The 18,294-nt window shown below is 36.1% G+C and carries 16 protein-coding genes and 3 pseudogenes; 2 read left to right on the plus strand and 17 right to left on the minus strand.

The annotated features are described in order from the left end of the window. Positions 1–15: 15 nt before the first annotated feature. The 7 genes and pseudogenes from IGI65_RS11965 to IGI65_RS11995 form a co-directional block, all read right to left on the minus strand. On the minus strand, positions 16–540 hold the full coding sequence (locus IGI65_RS11965; RefSeq protein ID WP_438774220.1) for a histidine kinase: 525 nt from the start codon (positions 538–540) through the stop codon (positions 16–18). A 1,217-nt stretch (positions 541–1,757) separates the two neighbouring features. After that, the gene (locus IGI65_RS11970; protein ID WP_412258080.1) at positions 1,758–1,937 is read right to left on the minus strand and encodes a hypothetical protein; all 180 of its coding nucleotides are present in this window, start codon (positions 1,935–1,937) and stop codon (positions 1,758–1,760) included. An 8-nt stretch (positions 1,938–1,945) separates the two neighbouring features. Then, a complete protein-coding gene (locus IGI65_RS11975; protein WP_438774221.1) occupies positions 1,946–2,233 on the minus strand; it encodes a hypothetical protein in 288 nt (95 codons plus the stop codon). Beyond that, positions 2,214–2,474, minus strand: a complete 261-nt coding sequence (locus tag IGI65_RS11980) for a hypothetical protein (RefSeq protein ID WP_438774222.1) — start codon at positions 2,472–2,474, stop codon at positions 2,214–2,216. Before IGI65_RS11980 ends, IGI65_RS11975 begins: the two co-directional genes overlap by 20 nt. Before the next feature lie 73 nt (positions 2,475–2,547). After that, positions 2,548–3,213, minus strand: a pseudogene (locus IGI65_RS11985) (potassium-transporting ATPase subunit C). Positions 3,214–3,227: 14 nt separating this feature from the next. Next, positions 3,228–3,998, minus strand: a pseudogene (locus IGI65_RS11990) (HAD-IC family P-type ATPase); the annotation flags it as partial. Further along, on the minus strand, positions 3,953–4,258 hold the full coding sequence (locus IGI65_RS11995) for a hypothetical protein (RefSeq protein ID WP_438774223.1): 306 nt from the start codon (positions 4,256–4,258) through the stop codon (positions 3,953–3,955). The pseudogene IGI65_RS11990 and the gene IGI65_RS11995, both read right to left, overlap by 46 nt. 280 nt (positions 4,259–4,538) lie before the next feature. On the opposite strand from IGI65_RS11995, the pseudogene IGI65_RS12000 reads away from it, so the two are divergent. Further along, positions 4,539–5,699: pseudogene (locus tag IGI65_RS12000) on the plus strand (IS110 family transposase). 850 nt (positions 5,700–6,549) lie between these two features. On the opposite strand, the gene IGI65_RS12005 reads toward IGI65_RS12000, so the two are convergent. From IGI65_RS12005 to IGI65_RS12030, 6 genes are all read right to left on the minus strand, one after another. Continuing rightward, positions 6,550–7,665, minus strand: a complete 1,116-nt coding sequence (locus IGI65_RS12005; RefSeq protein WP_412258084.1) for an SPASM domain-containing protein — start codon at positions 7,663–7,665, stop codon at positions 6,550–6,552. 81 nt (positions 7,666–7,746) lie between these two features. Beyond that, on the minus strand, positions 7,747–9,228 hold the full coding sequence (locus tag IGI65_RS12010) for a sulfatase (RefSeq protein WP_071865718.1): 1,482 nt from the start codon (positions 9,226–9,228) through the stop codon (positions 7,747–7,749). Between the two features lie 15 nt (positions 9,229–9,243). Further along, positions 9,244–10,053 (minus strand): PTS system mannose/fructose/sorbose family transporter subunit IID, encoded by an 810-nt coding sequence (locus IGI65_RS12015; protein WP_412258086.1) that lies wholly within the window; start codon positions 10,051–10,053, stop codon positions 9,244–9,246. Then, positions 10,053–10,856 (minus strand): PTS mannose/fructose/sorbose/N-acetylgalactosamine transporter subunit IIC, encoded by an 804-nt coding sequence (locus IGI65_RS12020; RefSeq protein ID WP_412258088.1) that lies wholly within the window; start codon positions 10,854–10,856, stop codon positions 10,053–10,055. The genes IGI65_RS12015 and IGI65_RS12020 overlap by 1 nt, the downstream gene beginning before the upstream one ends. A 28-nt stretch (positions 10,857–10,884) precedes the next feature. Beyond that, the gene (locus IGI65_RS12025) at positions 10,885–11,358 is read right to left on the minus strand and encodes a PTS system mannose/fructose/N-acetylgalactosamine-transporter subunit IIB (protein ID WP_071865715.1); all 474 of its coding nucleotides are present in this window, start codon (positions 11,356–11,358) and stop codon (positions 10,885–10,887) included. A 60-nt stretch (positions 11,359–11,418) separates the two neighbouring features. Beyond that, a complete protein-coding gene (locus IGI65_RS12030) occupies positions 11,419–11,835 on the minus strand; it encodes a PTS sugar transporter subunit IIA (RefSeq protein ID WP_438774224.1) in 417 nt (138 codons plus the stop codon). Between the two features lie 270 nt (positions 11,836–12,105). Between IGI65_RS12030 and IGI65_RS12035 the strand changes: the two genes are divergently transcribed. Beyond that, positions 12,106–12,879, plus strand: a complete 774-nt coding sequence (locus tag IGI65_RS12035) for a DeoR/GlpR family DNA-binding transcription regulator (protein WP_412258092.1) — start codon at positions 12,106–12,108, stop codon at positions 12,877–12,879. Positions 12,880–13,418: 539 nt separating this feature from the next. On the opposite strand, the gene IGI65_RS12040 is transcribed toward IGI65_RS12035, so the two are convergent. The 4 genes from IGI65_RS12040 to IGI65_RS12055 form a co-directional block, all read right to left on the minus strand. Next, positions 13,419–14,078, minus strand: coding sequence for an ABC transporter ATP-binding protein (locus tag IGI65_RS12040; RefSeq protein WP_143350975.1), 660 nt, complete (start codon positions 14,076–14,078; stop codon positions 13,419–13,421). 2 nt (positions 14,079–14,080) lie between these two features. Beyond that, positions 14,081–15,220 (minus strand): ABC transporter permease, encoded by a 1,140-nt coding sequence (locus IGI65_RS12045; RefSeq protein WP_412259356.1) that lies wholly within the window; start codon positions 15,218–15,220, stop codon positions 14,081–14,083. 5 nt (positions 15,221–15,225) lie between these two features. Then, the gene (locus tag IGI65_RS12050) at positions 15,226–16,515 is read right to left on the minus strand and encodes an ABC transporter permease (protein WP_071865786.1); all 1,290 of its coding nucleotides are present in this window, start codon (positions 16,513–16,515) and stop codon (positions 15,226–15,228) included. A gap of 549 nt (positions 16,516–17,064) precedes the next feature. Further along, a complete protein-coding gene (locus IGI65_RS12055; RefSeq protein WP_412259354.1) occupies positions 17,065–18,294 on the minus strand; it encodes a Fe-S-containing protein in 1,230 nt (409 codons plus the stop codon).

An 18,294-nucleotide genomic window follows, 5' to 3' on the forward strand; every position in this document is an offset into this window, starting at 1 on the left:
TTTCTCTCAATGCAGTCAGGTTCTTAATGGAAAAAAATTCTGCAGCGCCTGCCTTGCCTGTTTTTCTTTATATACATCTCCCTCTTGAAATCGATTAATCAAATCTTGCGGTTCAATATCCACTAGTTCCACCTGATCAGCACGATCAAAAACAAAATCCGGTATACGTTCATGGACCAAAACACCAGTAATTGATGCCACCGTGTCGTTTAAACTCTCAATATGTTGCACATTAATCGTCGTATAGACATCAATGCCAGCATTTAATAATTCTTCAATATCCTGATAACGCTTTTCGTGACGGCAACTTATTACATTGGTATGAGCAAGTTCATCTACAAGCAAAATTCCGGGCTTTCTCTGAAGAGCCGCATCTATGTCGAATTCACGCAGTTTGATACCGTTGTATTCTAGCTGAAAATTAGGCAACTGCTCCAATCCTTGTAGCAGAGCCATCGTTTTTGGACGCGTATGTGGTTCAATATAACCCACAACGACATCTATTCCTCTATTTTTCGCCGAATGAGCAGCTCCCAACATAGCGTACGTCTTTCCGACCCCGGCAGCATAGCCGAAGAAAATTTTCTAGCGTCCTATTGCCTTATTTCGTTCTTCCTCCTGAATCACCTTTAATAGTTGCTCCGGAGTTTGGTTAGAATTTTTCATGTAATCACCTCCTAAGAAACATATACACCCAGAATATAAAGTTTGTAAAAGTATTAGCTTATACATAAATTTATCTCACAATGGAACTGTGTTTCAATGGCATAATCACAAACTTTTATCTCTCATATTAAGCAATGTGTCGAATATTCAACAAATAATCACTTACCTCCACACGCCTCTAAGTCACTGTGGCTAACAACCTATTGATATTTCATTTTTAGACACAAATTAAATAGGCATAAGAATACTTTCTCCTATTGCTAAGATTATAATCTACACAATCAAAGAAATAGTATTAACTATCTTTCTAATATAAGTCTGCAATAAAGGGCCCTTCGTTACAATGCCGCAAAGATAGTCTCTATCATCCATAATAAGAGTAACACTTTGTTCTGGGGATGTTAAAACTAATTAAAATAGAAGTGCGTAAATATGGAGAGGCTTCCAAAAACTTCTCCGAAAGATTTCATATATCTCAATATTATTCGTAGCTTTTTAAATCTGTTTTTCCAGTTACAAGAACAAGTCGAAGAAAATCACTTTCTATCACGCTACCTAAGTACACCTCATTTCATCCAAAACTAGTATTGCAGTGAATCCGTAATAATGCATACCTTCCACCCTTGTCGCACTATGTCATTACATGTAGCAAAGCACTCGAGACTTTCGGAACCACTACTTTTGCAATGTTTACTTGTGATTACTTCACGATTTACTTACCTTCATTTAGTGTTTCGTTATATATCCTAATATCATCTCAAGTTCCCAACTTACAAGAGTAGGCATCCAGGAAATATTGCGAAGAAAACAAAGTAGTAAGATAATATGATGTATAGGAGGTCCCTTCGCAATTTTATCTAAACAATTCCTCATTAATGGATTATTTTTAAATTGTCGTCGTACTAGCTTCCTTCTTATTAGTTACATTATAACTAAAAGGAATTTATTGCTTATTGATAGTTTATGGGAAACAGGATTTTTATAAATATCCATTCCGCTGGATGCTGCATATTAGCACCAAAATAGTATCTTTTCCCTGTTCGATCATAGATTTCAAAATTCTGGTTTTGATTAGTAATATGAAATCCTAACTAATCCATAGCTTCATGCAAAGAAAGTTCCCATTCTATGCGATTGCTTAGGCAATCCTGATAAATAGAATTTTGTAACCACTCAAACTCTGTTGGTTCAACTCCATCCTGCAAAAAACTTTCCCAAAGCTCCATCTTCTGGCTGAAGCTCAAAGCCTCCAACAAATCTCTTGTATTCATATCATTCCTTAATCCTGCGTAGCAAAAGTGGGTTTTGCTTTTGGGCAGCAGAGCCAGCTTTTGCTTTTTAAAAAACTTGACTTTCGCCAACTCATTACGGCAACATCAACTAACCAGTTAACTTTCTTGAGAAATTCAAGAAGATTATCTGCAGTTTCTTTTTCATCACAAATAAGTTGAAAACAAAGTGTCCGAAGAGCATCTGAACTACTTCCTGAAATTGTCTGTTGAGTAAGCTCAACAAATGGCCCAACTTTTTCAGCAGATAATCGAATCCTAATTTTCTGTTGTTCCAAACGCACATATCTCCCAAGTCTGATTGATCTTTGCCATTATCAATGCAAAGAACTCCCAAAACTCTGAAATAACAAAAGCTACGTCGCGATAGAGAACATATATGGCTTTCCCATCATTCGAACCGCATATACATGGATTTGCTTCTATAATGTCCAACCACTCATTGACATCACATAGGAGAGTAAGCAGTGCCTGACCGGGAGTCACTTTTACATCAGCTATTTCCACAGGAATTTTCAACCTAGATGCCTCCTTATAAGGACGCAATAACATATGACTCATCTCCATTCCGAGTTACTATAGACAAAGCTTTTTATCTTTTAATCAACCCCATGGCAGTGCCAATATCAAGATTAACCTTGACTACATTTACTGTTTCTTCCCCAAATACACCTAGAAATTTCCCGCTTGTATTGTTCTTGATAATCTAGCAAATTAACTCTTCGGTCAGACCAGAAGCCTCAACTATACGAGGAATTTGAATGCTCGCTGATCTCGGAGAGATATGGGGATCAAGTCCAGAACCGGAAGCCGTCAACAGATCGGTAGGGATATCTTCGCGCTTGACACTGCTATTCTTTTTTAGAAAGTCCACAATATCTGCTTCTACTCGTTTGGTAAGCTCCGGATTAGATGCTGCATAGTTATTGGAACCAGAAGCAATGCCTGAAAATTTTGTTCCATCTTTATAAGTTTTGTTTCCATCTTTCTTTTCTATATACACATTATAGTGATAAGCAGAAGGGCGACTCCACATATAATAATCCTGCAAAAATTCTTGTCCTACATTTTCTGCCGCAATTGTTTTCCCCTCAACTTTCAGTAGACTTCCTTCTGCTTGGTGCGGGAAAAACAAAGTTGAAAGTCCTGTTAATAGAGTAGGGAAAAATAATCCGCATATCAACATAAAAACAAGGGAGACAGAAAATGCCTGACGTGCACCATGCAGTAAATTCTTTATTTGTATTTGTTTGTTCATAGCCACTTTCTCCTTTACATACCTAATGAGCCTAATATTGGATAAAGAATCATATCGATAATTTTAATACCAATAAACGGTGTGATGATCCCACCAACACCGAAAATCATCATATTCCTAAGAAGCATTTTCCCCGAAGACATGGGTCGGTACTGAACGCCCTTCATAGCCAATGGAATCAGGCAAGGAATGATGACGGCATTAAAAATCAAGGCTGACAGTATTGCAGTGTTCGGTGTTGCAAGATTCATGATATTAAGCACATTCAGCTCAGGAATCGCCCGCATGAACATCGCTGGGATAATCGCAAAATATTTTGCAATATCATTTGCAATAGAGAACGTAGTTAGGCTACCACGTGTAATTAGCAATTGTTTACCTATTTCCACGACCTCAAGTATCATCTTAGTCGGATCCGAATCAAGATCTACCATATTGGCAGCTTCCTTAGCAGCAGTTGTTCCACTATTCATGGCGAGACCTACATTAGCCTGTGCAAGGGCCGGAGCATCATTTGTACCATCCCCTGTCATAGCCACAACTTTTCCCTCAGCTTGCTCCTTTTTGATTACTTCAATTTTATCTTCTGGCTTGCATTCTGCAATAAACCCAGCTACGCCAGCCTCTTTTGCAATGGTAGCTGCAGTCAAAGGGTTATCACCAGTACACATAATTGTCTTTATTCCAATTGCATGAAAACGTTCAAAACGCTCTGTCATACCTTCTTTTACAGTATCCTTCAAATAAATAACTCCCAAAATACGGCTATTTTCGCAGACTGTAAGAGGTGTCCCCCCAAGCTGGAAATTTTTTCTACCTCTTCCCATAGATTCTTTGGAATCTTTCCGCCCTGTCCCTTAACATATTTTTCAATTGCATCAGATGCACCCTTACGGATTTTTGTTCCATCAGGAAGGTCAATACCACTCATTCTTGTCTGAGCAGTAAATTCAATAAAACTAGAACCTACTATCTCTGTGCTATTATCACCCATTCGATGAGCAAGCTCCAGGATGGACTTCCCTTCAGGAGTTTCATCATGCAAACAGGTCAACGCCGCATAATGGATTAGTTCTTTGCGATCTACACCATCTACCGGGAAAAAATCAGCCGCCAGACGATTACCATAAGTAAATAGTACCAGTTTTATCCAGAATCATTGTGTCTACATCACCACAGGCTTCTACTGCCTTTCCAGACATGGCAATGACATTAAAACGTGTAACTCTATCCATACCAGCGACGCTTAATCTCCAGTAAGGATACACGGCAAAGAGTCAAGTGGAGCTTATCACAACCGCAAAATACAATTACGGAGATTTATTATGACAATTTGGGTTGGTATCGATGTATCGAAGAAGAAACATGATGTTGCTCTTTTAGATGACAATAGAGAAGACCTCACAAAGTTTAAATTTCGGAATAATTATGATGGTTTCTATCGTCTTCATTCAAAATTATGCCAAGTATCTTTCGATACTGATATTCAAATTGCTTTAGAGGATACTGGGCACTACGCTTACAATTTACTTTGGTTTTTGCGTGCGAATGGTTATAAAGTATTTTCTTATAATCCTTTATTAATTAAAGAGTTTGCCAAGTCTACTTCCTTACGGAAAACGAAGACTGACAAAAAGGATGCACTAGCCATTGCGCAAAAGTTACGAACAGATACTCCCGTAGATAATTTTGTTGCGGAAGATCATATCCAAGAATTAAAATTTAATACTCGTCATAGAGAGCGTTTAGTTAAACAACGTTCCTATGAAAAAGTGCAATATACCAAAATATTAGATATTATTTCCCCTGAATTAGCCGATATTGTAGGGAAAACTGGCACACATGCTCAGTGTATTTATGAACTTTTCAAAAAGTACCCGACAACTGGAAAAATTTCTAGAGCTCGTGAGAGCTCATTAGTCAAAATTCCATACATGTCTGCTGAAAAAGCGCACGAAATTCATACAGCCGCTAAGCAATCTATCGGTCGTGTCTCTGAGGCTCTAACCTTTGAGCTTCTTCAAGTGATTGAAGCCATCGAGTTTCGAACCAATCAAATCAAAAAAGCAGATAATAGAATTCAAAAATGAATGACTCAGTTGGACTCGCCGATTCTATCTATTCCTAGTATAGGCTTTCGTCTTGGTGAAACTATATTGGCTGAAATTAGAGATATTCAAAATTTCCAATCTCCTAGTCAACTATTGGCATTCGCTGGATTAGAGCCTTCTATTCACCGGTCTGGACAATTGGATAATGAAGGCCATATGGTGAAGCGAGGGTCTCCTCATCTTCGTTGGGCGCTTATTCAAGCAGCTAGATTAGCTGCCCGTTTCTCCCCTACTATAGGCGCTTATCTAGATAAAAAATTAGCTGAAGGAAAACATTTTAATGTAGCTATCACACACGTTGCTAAAAAGCTCGTGCGTATTATCTTCTTTGTTCTCAAATTTAATCAACCATTTGATGAGCAGAAACTTAAGTAAGCTTTTTTTACTGAATATTTTTTCCAGACTGTTTAAAATTTTTTGTTTCTAAACGGTTATTTGGCATTCCTCCATTCTTGTTATTTTTAGAAATAATTTCTATTGACAATTCACATAGTTTGTCTTGAAGTCTAATTTAATTTCCCTTTTTAAACTGACGTCTTCTTCTATTGTAATAGTAGATAGATTGAGCTAGACAGAACATCATTTCTGAATATCTCACAATGCTATATCGTCCAAAAATTAGAACCCAACCTTATCTGACAAATCCACGAAGGGACTTGTTTTTATATTCTTTATTGATTTTGGTAAGCATAACCATGAAGTTGACAGCAAAGGCATCCCTCTTGGAAAAACGTTGCGCATAGCCAATACAAAACAAAAAGGGGAATAACTTCTTAAATTAATTGGCATGCATCACCTTCTTCCCGATAGCCCTTTGATTGGAATGGAAACAACTGATTATTAGTGGTTATCTTTTACTCGTTTTTAATTTTTTAAATTGCCAAAGTAATTCAGTCTCAATTTTTATAATTGCTACTGCCTGAAAATTTATTTTATCCGAGCTCCTTTTATTAAGTACCGTCATCATCCCAGAATTTCTAAAAAAGCTACCTAGAACCCTTTCATCAAAAATCTGTTCTAATAACTGTTATAAGATTTCCTAGCCACTTTTTATTCCATCCAGAAACAGTAACTTTAGACATTATGAAGACTGTAATATTATTGAATAAAAAGATATTTCCATAACTGAGTGAGCTTTACCAGATCCAAGATTAGCTTGATGATTACACTCGCTACCCATACTTTAAATTACACAAATATTAATATAAATATAACAGACCAATAGTTACACTATTTTACTACTGATTAGTTGTAAAATCTCTTGTATCCGAGGTATGAAGTATCTTAGAAAGTCCTGGTATCCACAATACTGTCCAGAAGAGTCAACATAAACGGCATTTTTCATACGTTTACATCCTCCGCCACAAACTTTGATAAAAGGACAATTGCCACATTTTTTAGGTAAATTTGGCTTTTTACAAACAAAATCAAAAGTAATCTCTTTTTCAAAAAGCTCTTTTAAAGTGTTTTCTTGGATGTAACCCATTCGATACTCGTCTAATACGTAGAAATCGCAAGGATAAACACTGCCATCTGCTTCAATGACATATTGCACTTGGCAGTTTCCTAATATACCACATGCAGTAATCTCTTTTCGTACTAACAAATTAATTAAGTCATCAAAAAGCTTGATACTGATATAATTGCCCTTTTTTAACTGTTCTAGCCATAAAGGGAACAACTGTCTATAGAATCCCGCAAAACGTTTTGGTGTGAGAGCATAGCTACTTTTTTTCTTCGCATCTAGATCATCCAAACAAGGGATAAATTGAACAAACTTGATTTGTTGTTCTTTTAGAAAGTGAAAGACTTTCTTGCCCTCTTTAGCCAACGGGTTCGTCAAGACACAAAGCACATTGTACTCAATCTCATATTGATCAAAAAGCTGTTTTGTTTGTAACACTCGCTGAAAAGTGCCTCTTCCTTTTGGATCAACTCGGTATAGATCATGGTAAAGTGGAAGGCCATCGATCGAGAGACCAACTAAAAAATCATGTTTCTTCAAAAAAGCACACCAATTCTCGTTAATCATGGTCCCATTCGTTTGAATCGCATAATGAACCTGTATCTGCTTTTGCTGTTGATCCACTAATTGGGTCACTTTTCGAAAATAATTGAGACCTGCCATCGTTGGCTCTCCACCTTGAAACGCTAATGTCAATTGATCACCGTCTTCTAAGTCTGCATAAATATTTTCGATCATTTTCTCCGTCACTTTTTCTTTCATTTTGCCAAACGAGCGGACTTCCCGCAAGGAACTGACATTGGCATAAAAGCAGTAGCTACAGCGAATATTACATAGCGCTGAGGCAGGTTTTATTAATACAGTAATGTTTTTCATTAAAGGGTTCTCCTTTATTTTAGATACATATTCTATGTATAAAAAGGCAAAGCATAATCTACTCTGCCTTTCATTTTCATATCAACGCTTCAACGCTAATCTCTGATATTGTTCTTGCGGAGCATCCATTTCTGTCATCACACGGATCAACTGGTCAATCATTTCGGCTTCTTTTTCTCTTTCTTGTAGAGGAGTCATCTGTAGTGGGTCCCTTTTCAAATCAAAAAGCAAACTATCTCTAGTATAAGCAGACATATCTCCCAAACCATCTAAAATAGCAGGTTGGTTGATTGGCACTTTAAATACTGGGTACTGAGTGCGCATTAAAAAACGTCCTATCTCGATAGATGTTGGATCGCTCTCCCCAATATAATGTCGGATAGTTGTTGGAATGCCGGTATACTCGAATAACGGCTGATTGTCTGCTTTTGGGGCACGGAAATACGTATAGTTACCATCTGTGATATTGACAGTAATGCCGTGAGCACCATAAATAGCGTGGTTTTTCCCATTGCTCCTGCCATTAATAATCGACACCCAAGAATGTCCACGTACATCTTCTGGGATTGCAATACCATGATATTCCAACACTGTTGGCATAATATCAATATTTTGGGAAACGTTGTTCGTGTGCTCTCCCCTTCGTTTTCCCTTTGGATCACGAACCATTAGAGGAATAGCTGCTAATTCATTGTAATTGTGCATATAATTTTTTCCAAACAAACCATGCTCACCCAATAAATAGCCATGATCAGAAGTCAAAATAATCAAAGTATCTTCATACATGTCTAATTCCTTTAACTTAGCAATCAATCTCCCAAAATGATTGTCCGTCATAGTAACTAAAGCTGCATAGCGTTGTTGAATATATTCAACAGCCTCACAAGGTACATCCACTTTCCCATAGATAGGCGTTTCAAAAAAGGGCCCTTCATAGGCTGAATTGTAAATATTCATATACTGATCTGGAACATCAAAAGGTTCATGGGGATCAAAGACTTCTACTTGCAAATAAAAGTCCGTTTCTCCTTTATTCTCCTCTAACCAATCACAGGCGGAGCGAAAAGTACGTGGTGTTGGATAGGCTTCTTCATCATTAATCCATTTTTCTCTATTCGCCTGGTATTGTTTTCTCAAACGGCCATAATACTGCTCTGGCATCCATTCTGGATCACGAATTTTTGAAACCCACGGATCACCTTCTTGTCCTCGATGAAAATCCCAAGTTGTGAATTGATTGATATATCCTTCCCCTCCCAAACGAAAATAATGGGTATGGTCAGTAGTCAAATGCGAATAGATATCGTTTTCTTGCAACAATTTAGGAAATGTAATATCAAAAGGCTCGATAGGTCCCCAAGACCGCTCTAAAAAATTTAAACGTCCAGTCATAATGTCTCGTCTGGCAGGCATACATGGAGTTGAACCAATATAATGATTGTCAAATACTAGCGAATCTGCAGCAAAAGCATCGATATTTGGTGTCTTTACTTTGGTACGCGGATTATACGCCGACAATACATCTTTACGTAGCGTATCCATCAAAACTAAAATTGTCCTCATTTTAAAACCACCAACTTAAACTAATATTCCAAAAGCTGATAAAACGATAGCCGCGAAAATAATTATAAAAATCAAAGCAACTACATGTTTGCCATTCCATTTTTTAAAAAGATACAAACACAACAAAGTCATCAGCATTGGTAAGAGATTCGGTATAACTTTATCTAACATTTCTTGAACTTTAATAGCACTGTCCCCTTTACCATACTGTAATCCCAGATTCATCTGTACAGTAGATGCAATTAAAGCTCCCGTTACCATGACACCTAAAACATTGGCAGAAGTACTTATTCGATCTAAAATTTTCTTGCCATTGGAAGACATTAATAAATCCCGGCCTTTCGAATACCCTAAATGAACCCCATAGTATTTCAATGGAAAATAAAGTATGTTAATCATTAAGAACATTAGAATGGGACCTAAAAAATTCTTCTCAACAGCAAATGAAGCACCAATACTACCAGCAATAGGAAACCAAGTAAAATTCAATAAACTGTCTCCAAGCCCGGCCAACGGTCCCATTAAACTTGTTTTTACAGCAATTACGGTTTCTTTCTCATCTTCTTCTGTGCTTTCTTCTAAAGCGGCTGTTACTCCTAAAATAAACGGAATTAACACCGGATGGCTATTAAAAAATTCTAAATGACGAGCATACGCTGCAATTCGTTCTTCTTTAGAACGATTTTTATATAATCGCTTTAAAATGGGAGACATCCCAAACAAGGTGCCTAAGCTCTGCATACGTTCATAATTATGAGAAAATTGAATCAATTGCGAACGCCAGAACACTTTATTCAAATCTTTCTTTGTAATTTTATTTCCCATTAAAGGTCGTACCCCCCCCCATCATCTTCAGCTACTGTAACTGTTGTTGCACTATCAGTACTTTTTCCTTGATCATCAGAACTTTGGTTCATGATAATGTCGTAAACAGCGGCTGCACATAAAGCAAATAAGGCAATAGCAATAGTTGGTAATTGTAAAAAAGTTGCCAATGTGAATCCCAATATTAAGAAAATCCACATATTTTTTTTCATCATCATAGACAATAGCATCGCCAACCCAACTGCAGGAATAATCTTAGACGCAATAGTTAACCCTGTCATAACAAACTCAGGAATTACATCTAATACTGTCTCGATAGCAGGTGCACCTAAAAAAACGGCCATAAATACTGGAATTGCGCGACTTAGGAAAAAGAAACAGCCTCCAAGATATTGGAGTAGATCAATTTTTCCAAATTCCCCAGCTTGAATTAATTTATCTGCACTATGGACCAAAGTAACATTCGTGGTCATGATAACCATACTCAGTTGTTGAACTAATAAAGCTACTGGGATTGCCACTGCTACACCGGCAGCTTCGCTTCCACCTGACATGATTCCAATTGCTACACCGGCCACAGCACCAGAAATTACATCTGGTGGCTGGTAAGCTCCTACATTGTTAGTTCCCAGCCACATCAGTTCTAACGTTCCGGCAATTATCAAGCCTTCCACAGGTGCACCAAGGATAAAACCTACAACTACCCCAGCCAGCAATGGCTTTCGAAATCCTAAATGCGGCCCAAACTGGTCTAGGGCACAAATACCGGCCCATAATGCAATCAGTAATGATTGAAAAAACATTCGATCGCCCCTTTCTTAACAGATTGGATTATTTTTCCAAAGTCCCATAGTCTACTCGTGGGTCTTTTGGTACCATTTGAACATTGATGTGAATCCCTTTATCCATCAATTTTTTGAAAGCTTCATCTTCTGCATCTGTGACAGAGATAGCTTTAGATAAGCGCCTGCGTGTTTCGTTAAAGCGCATACCTCCAGCATTCACTTCAGAGATTTGCAGCCCTTCATTGACAAGCCTTAAAATATCAATTGGATTTGTAAATAATAGCATCGTTCGTTTCTTAATCTCTGTCTTCTTCAAAACTCCGGCAAATTGATCCACACCAAATATCATCACCTTAACTCCAACAGGTACCGCATAGTTTGCTACTGATTGGGCAATGGGATCATTGCGAGTCTTGTCATCAATAATTAAAATTTGTTCAATTTCATAATTACGTGTCCATGTTGTTGCAACTTGTCCATGGATCAGACGGTCGTCAATTCTAACTAACTCGATTGCCATAATTGTTTCCTCCTTGATTAATCTCAAATTTCATGATTCAATAATCCGTAACCTTTTTACTTACAGATCCATTGTTTCTGTTGTTTTAACTGCCGGGGGTGTTTCCAAGATTGTTTGTCCTTTGCTATAAGCAATCTTAACGATTTCTAATAGTTCTGGAGCAGGTAAATTTTTGGCCATGAAAGCTTCAATCAAAACTGGTAAATTAAAACCTGTCACAACTTCAACCGAAGGCTTTCTAGCTTTGAAACGCAAGCTAGCATTAGAAGGTGTTCCTCCTAGAATATCGCAAAAAATCATCAAGTCATGCGAACCAAAATATTCATAGACTTCTGAGATAGCCTTTTCCATACTTTCTAATGTTGTATCATGCGTAACAGATAAGGTCCGGACATTTTCTTGTTTTCCCATAATCATTTCTGCACTTATTACTGCGGCTTCTGCCATAGGACCATGACTAATCAGTAAAAAATTCATTTGCTCTCTCCATTCATATTATTTTTTTCACAATCAAATGATAGCGTTTTCGAACAAATAAGTCAACATTTTTTGTGCTTTTTTTGAGATTTGTGTTAATTAATTGTTTGTTTATTAACAAAATACTGTTTTTATTGTTCTTTGATTACTTATTCTCTTTATATTTTGGTAGAAATATGTTAGTCTTGTAAAGAAAGTTAGATTTATTTAGTATAATACTTTTAATAGGTAAGTAGTTAATCATTAATACTAATTGTTTGAGGAGGTATAATGAAAAAGAGAGAACGTTTACAGTTGATTACTACTTTAATCAACGATCGCGGGGAAGTCTCTGTAACTGAATTGGAAAACGAGCTACGTGTTTCACAAATGACGATTCGTCGAGACTTGGATACTTTAGATGAACGAGGCTTAATTATTCGTACTCATGGTGGAGCCATTAGTCTTACTTTTGGTCAAAATCGACAACTAGATTATTCCCAACGCATGGAATTGCATTTAAAAGAAAAATTGGCTGTTGCAAAAGCTGCTGCCACACAAGTCCAAGATAATGATATTATTTTTCTTGGACCAGGAACCACCATTGAATTAATGGTAGATTTCATTACAGCACAAAATGTTCAGGTTGTAACTTCTAGCAATACTGTTTTTGATCGCATTCGAAAAACTGACCGTCGTTTCCAAGTTATCATTACTGGGGGGAGTTATGATCCAGACACTGGATCTTTCAACGGACCGCTGTCGTATGCTACAGTAGCAAAATTACAATTTGACAAAGCTTTTATCGGCGTTAATGGAATTAATAACTTTTCCGTCTCTAACTATAATATTGAGGCGGGCGAGCTTCAGAACATGGTTTTACTGAATTCTTCCAAACGGTTTATTGTTTCAGATATGCATAAATTCAATACACGTGCTTTCTTTGATTTTTATACTTTACATCCTGGCGATTACATTGTAACTAACAATCAACTAACTGACTCTGTAAAAAAAGAATATGCGAAATTAATTGATTTCATATTCACCACAGAAACTGTTGAATAACAATTCATAACAGTTTCTGTGTACCCCTTTTAATACTATTAAAAAAACTACTCTGTCTCAATAGAACTGGCTCTTCGTCAATGAGTGTTGGTGAAGAAATTCAATAGATAATGGCTCTTTGTCAAATAGGACTTAGAGCCTTTCCTTCCAGTGATTTCATAAGACCAACACGATTGATTTTTCAATACCATCTTGATTAAATTTCGCATAGTATGCTATTCTTATGTGCAATAAAAGAGTAGCGAGTTTCCTTGAAAGACTTCCCCAAGCTTCTGGAACCGGCTACTCTTTTTCTGGAGTGATGTTGTTTATAACATCTATATACTATATGCTACATAGAACCCTTGTTTTTTGCAACTAATCGCTAATCGTTTTTTACTCTTCTTAACGTTACTTATTTTAATCAATATAATTAGTAATTCACCATTGATTTTTGATAACATTTTATCTAAAAACCAAAATTTTCGCGACTTTAGTTGTTTAGATGAACCTGCTCGATTGAAGAATAGCTCTGACTTTTCAATCAACATGTATTAAGCCTATGCATATGAATCAATTACTCTTCCGTGATTAAGTTTCACAATACGATCGCCTTCCTTAGCAACTGTCTCATCATGTGTCACTACAATAATGGTCGAGCCTTGGTTATGTGCTTTACGTAGTAAGCTTAAGACAATTTTTTCATTTTCTTCATCCAAATTACCAGTTGGCTCATCCGCCAAAATTAGACGCGGAGAATTAATAATTGCGCGAGCAAAACAAACCCTTTGCTGCTCACCACCAGATAATTGTTTTGGAAAATGGTACATGCGATTCTCTAATCCAACAGATTTCATGGTTTCAATGACCTCTTTTTTATCAACAATGCTATGATAATATTGAGCGAGCATCACATTCTCAAGAGCATTTAAATAGGGAACCAAATGAAATTGTTGAAAAACAAAACCAATCTTATCCCGACGAATAGCAGTTAATTCTTTAGGCTTTAATTGGGTTATTTCTTGATTGTCAAAAATAATCGTTCCTTCACTAGCATTGCTGATACAACCAATTATGTTTAACAACGTACTTTTCCCTGATCCAGAGGACCCTACAATAGACACCCACTCCTTCTCGTAAACATCAAAATTAATTTTTGATAACGCATAAACATCTTTATATATTTTAGATACGTTCTTCATTTCCAGAATCTTTTTCACTATTATTCCCCCTTTAATACCTGCTCAATAGTTATTTTTTTTATCTTTCTTAGAGGAATTAATGTAGAAAAAAAGCTAATACACATCATTACACCTAGGACTAATAAAAAAACCCACCAATACAAGTGACTTTCTCTTAGAAAAAATGTTGCCGACACCCATTTTGTTCCCAAAATCCCACCAATAAACCCTAGTACATAGCCAATGCATGAAATTAATAGATTCTCACGCATAAACTCTTGGTAAATCATTGTTTCAAAAGCCCCTAGTGTTTTTTTCAAACTGATTTCTTTCCAACGCTCAGAAATCATTGCATAAGATGTGGTGAATAAAATTAATGACACTAATAAAGCCACAAAAATCACAATAACTAAAAACAAACGCGCAATTTTTTTAAACACTTTATCTTGCGCCTCACTAATTCGACTTGCTAAACGCGCTTCAATAGTGCCAAATTTTTTATTGATTGTTTGACTTAACTGAGTGAGCTCATCTTTGTTTCCTTCTAAGTTTGCCTCAACCACATCCACTTCTCCCATCTGACCAAATAACTGATTACCACCAGACCAGTTCATAAAAAGGCTGTTTTCTTCGTTTCCTCCAGTAGTAACAATCCCACTTACAACGAAATTATCTGACTTTAATCGGGAATCCATATCTGTTTTATCTAAAATAGTCTGTAATTTAATAATGCTACCTACCTTAATTTCACTAAACTCAGCAATTTCTTTACCAATTAACAAATCATGGCTGGCTTTAGGCCACTTTCCCTCTACCCTCCAAGAAGTATTGTTCGCTTTTACTTGATTTATATCTGTTAAACTTAGTAAATAAGGCTGTTGGTTTAACGTAACTGTTTCATAATGGTACGGTGCCAAACCAACCAATTTCTCATCACCAATGGTTTTTAACAAACTATCGACATCTTTTAAAGTCAAGGGACGTTTTGCGTCTTTTGATACAAAAATCATATTAGCACCATACGATCGAAAGGCACCAGAAAATTGATTAGGAATATCAAAATATAATGTTAGCAAGCTGAAAATAATTGCTGTTCCAATAATCAAAGATAACAAAGAAACTAAAAAACGTCCTCTTCGATTAAAAATAGCCTTAACAAGCAACTTTCTCCTCATGTTCATTGAACTTAGCTCCTTCCATGTAGCACATCTGCTGGGTTAAAAGTCCGTAAATAATGAATCATTGGAATACTACCAATCACAGAAATAAACAAAATTAGCCCAATCGTTAAAGGAACCGAATAAATTGAAAACGGAACTCCCGAACCAAAGACAATATGCCCAATAATTTGTGTTACGCCTTGCCCTAAAATAAAACCAATCACACCTGCCACACAATTGATCAAAAAAATACTTGAAAGTAATTCCCAACAAAGCATGCCCATTGTAATACCAAGAGCTTCCTTCAGACCAACTTCAATATTTCGTGACATTAATGTAACGGATACTAGATTAGCCGCCCCAACTGCTGCACCTAGAACACTAATAATTGAAACGAAAATCAGAAGTAGCTTATTTTTCTCTAAAACTTTTCCTTCTGACTCAGCAATTCTTCTGACGGGTTTTGCAACCACATCTGGCATCACTTCTTGGATTTGATACGCAATGGAGCTAGCGTAAGCTGTGCAATACCAAATTTCCCTTTCCTTCACTGTTAATTGATTAGGATTAATTGCCGCTTTTTTGGCCAATTCATTATCTGGTGTCGTTAATGCGCTTACATCAAATTTAGAAACTTTGCCTGTATTACCAGACAATTGCTGAGCAACCCTTAAATTGACAAAAAGGCGTTGGTCATCCCCCTCACCAGAATGAAAAATCCCCTTGATTTCGAGCTTTTTTTCAGTTCCTATACCTTTCAAAACAATTATATCGCCAATTTGCCAATTTTTATTTTTAGCTATACCTTCACCAACTAGGAGTCCTGTAAGATCGTTATCTTTTAACCAGGTTCCTTCTATCGCCCACCATTTTTTTATTTTTGGAAGGCCTGTTACCATCGTATCATTATTGGTAAGCGTCAATTTTTTATTAAACCAAGTACCAACCATTTCTACCGGTTGATGAGTTTGATCTATTTGTACTGAGGTTATTAAGTAAGGAGCAATATCCAAAATATTAAATCCCCAAAACATAGATTTTACCTTTATAATATCTTTTTCATTAATAAAACTGTCCCTTTGTTTCATATGTTTCTTGGTTCCATATAAATCGCTAATAATTTCTGTAGTTTTTGGTGTTACCTCGATGTTAGCCCCATAACTTTTTAATTCCAAATTTATTTTCTCTTGAATACCAAGCATGGTTGACAGCATAGAGACCGATAGAGTGATACCAATAATGGTAGTCACACCTATCAGCAAGGAATGTCTCTTATTTCTGAAAATAGAGTGTATCATTATTTTTATTAAGAACATCTCCTTGCCTCCTTTCAATAAATATATTCTAAAATGATTATCTTTCTTGCTTGCTCTTATTAAAAGCAATAAGTAACAAAATTCTTTGCAGAATACGTTTCAATATTCGTGATTTCTCATTTTTAATAGAGCAAAAAAAGAACTGGCAACGAGAACCTTCTAGCCACACCTATGACATCCATGTAAAAAACTAGCACCCAAGAGATTATTAATACTCCTAACGTGCTAGTTGTTTCGATTATGGTACGATTTTGGATACTGTAAAATATAGGTGCCATCTTTCCAAAATCAGTCATCCTATGCTTCAAGATTTTCACTTAAAATATAAAGAGGAAACCAAAACAACAACACAAATATCTATCTTAACTATGAGAAGCTTTCCGCAATTAATGATAAACTACCATGAAACTCACCAGCCTAATCAGACACAACATTAAAATTGTTTACAGGAGGGAGCTGCAATACTGTTAACATGAATCTTTTTTGAAATTGGTCATTGTCAGATTTTGTTCAGTCCCCCCTCAAAGTTTACCAATTAATGTTATTAGGCTATTTAAAAGTTGTTTCATGTTTGCTCAAATCATTCTCATGAACAATTATTTTTTGTTTATTTATGTCATACGCCAAAGGAATTGGATTACACCCTCCCTTAAAACCAATCGTGGCTTTGTTCATAACTACATCACAAAGTTTACAAACAATTGTATCCCCTCGTTGAATATATCCACTAGCTCCACAAATTTCACACGCATCTAGTCCCACACCGTAAGCTCCTTCGCTTTTTTGTATCACAATAAATCTAATTGGAATTCCGCTTTCTGTAATATACTCATAACGATGTAAATCCCCATCTGAAACTTTAGATAAAGGAATAATAATATCACTACCTTCGATTTCATAAGGTTCTGGTTCTGATAAAGTTTCTTCCTGTGTTGTCGCTCTTTTTAAAATTGTTGTACTTAGCAAAACTAAAAACATCATCATAACCAAAAAAATTAGAGCTCGTCGGTTTTTTCGATCCAAAGCGATGACTTTCCTTCTTTCTGCAGCAGTCATATTGTCTACATACAGTGGCTGCGTTCTCTTCTTTTTATTTAAACTTATGCAAAAGAAAGATATCACTATCAACAAAGCATAAACCGACCACAATTGCTGATTTATTAACAAAGAAATTACTTGAAAAATGTATGGGCTCCCGTCGAGCAGTATAGTTTTTTGATACAACCAAAGCATCCCTAGTCCAAATTGTTGAAATAAAAAGACTATCAATATTAAATTTGAAAAAAAATTTTTTTCTTTATCCAACATAGTTGATACACTTTTTTTTAAACCAATTACCCAAAGCAAAATGAATAAAACTCCTAATAAATTGCCTGAGATTTCTAGCACTGAACTCTTTTCGAAAAGTTTGTGCTCATAAACCGAAATCTTTGAGACTGTGTCATATAGCTTTAGACTAGCTTGAACAATTGTTAACACTAAAATTCCAATTAAACTATATTTTTTTATTTGGTTGGACCTATTTTGCAATAGAAAACTTAAATAGAAAAGACATATGAGCAGGATTAACACCAAAGATAACAATTTTAAAAATTCGGATTTATTAAAAAAATTCGGAATACGAACAAACAAAATAACTAGAGAAGATAGTAATAACGCAGAAATTGTTGTCTGTTTTTTCAGTTTCTTTGATTGAATTAACTGATAAAAACAAAAAAGTACAGAGCTCAGCACCAAAAATGTTTGGATATATAGAATAAAGCTCTTAAACACTTCCAC

The sequence above is a fragment of the Enterococcus sp. DIV0755b genome, from assembly GCF_051713765.1.
In the GTDB taxonomy this organism is placed as follows: Bacteria; Bacillota; Bacilli; order Lactobacillales; family Enterococcaceae; genus Enterococcus_C; species Enterococcus_C canintestini.

Bases quoted from the DNA above. Each gene is read 5' to 3' on its own strand.
- IGI65_RS12015 (WP_412258086.1), bottom strand. From the start codon at position 10,053: ATGGGAAATAAAATTACAAAGAAAGATTTGAATAAAGTGTTCTGGCGT.
- IGI65_RS12045 (WP_412259356.1), bottom strand. From the start codon at position 15,220: ATGAACATGAGGAGAAAGTTGCTTGTTAAGGCTATTTTTAATCGAAGA.
- IGI65_RS12035 (WP_412258092.1), top strand. From the start codon at position 12,106: ATGAAAAAGAGAGAACGTTTACAGTTGATTACTACTTTAATCAACGAT.
- IGI65_RS12020 (WP_412258088.1), bottom strand. From the start codon at position 10,856: ATGTTTTTTCAATCATTACTGATTGCATTATGGGCCGGTATTTGTGCC.
- IGI65_RS11965 (WP_438774220.1), bottom strand. From the start codon at position 540: ATGTTGGGAGCTGCTCATTCGGCGAAAAATAGAGGAATAGATGTCGTT.
- IGI65_RS12005 (WP_412258084.1), bottom strand. From the start codon at position 7,665: ATGAAAAACATTACTGTATTAATAAAACCTGCCTCAGCGCTATGTAAT.
- IGI65_RS12025 (WP_071865715.1), bottom strand. From the start codon at position 11,358: ATGGCAATCGAGTTAGTTAGAATTGACGACCGTCTGATCCATGGACAA.
- IGI65_RS12030 (WP_438774224.1), bottom strand. From the start codon at position 11,835: ATGAATTTTTTACTGATTAGTCATGGTCCTATGGCAGAAGCCGCAGTA.
- IGI65_RS11970 (WP_412258080.1), bottom strand. From the start codon at position 1,937: ATGAATACAAGAGATTTGTTGGAGGCTTTGAGCTTCAGCCAGAAGATG.
- IGI65_RS12010 (WP_071865718.1), bottom strand. From the start codon at position 9,228: ATGAGGACAATTTTAGTTTTGATGGATACGCTACGTAAAGATGTATTG.
- IGI65_RS12050 (WP_071865786.1), bottom strand. From the start codon at position 16,515: ATGTTCTTAATAAAAATAATGATACACTCTATTTTCAGAAATAAGAGA.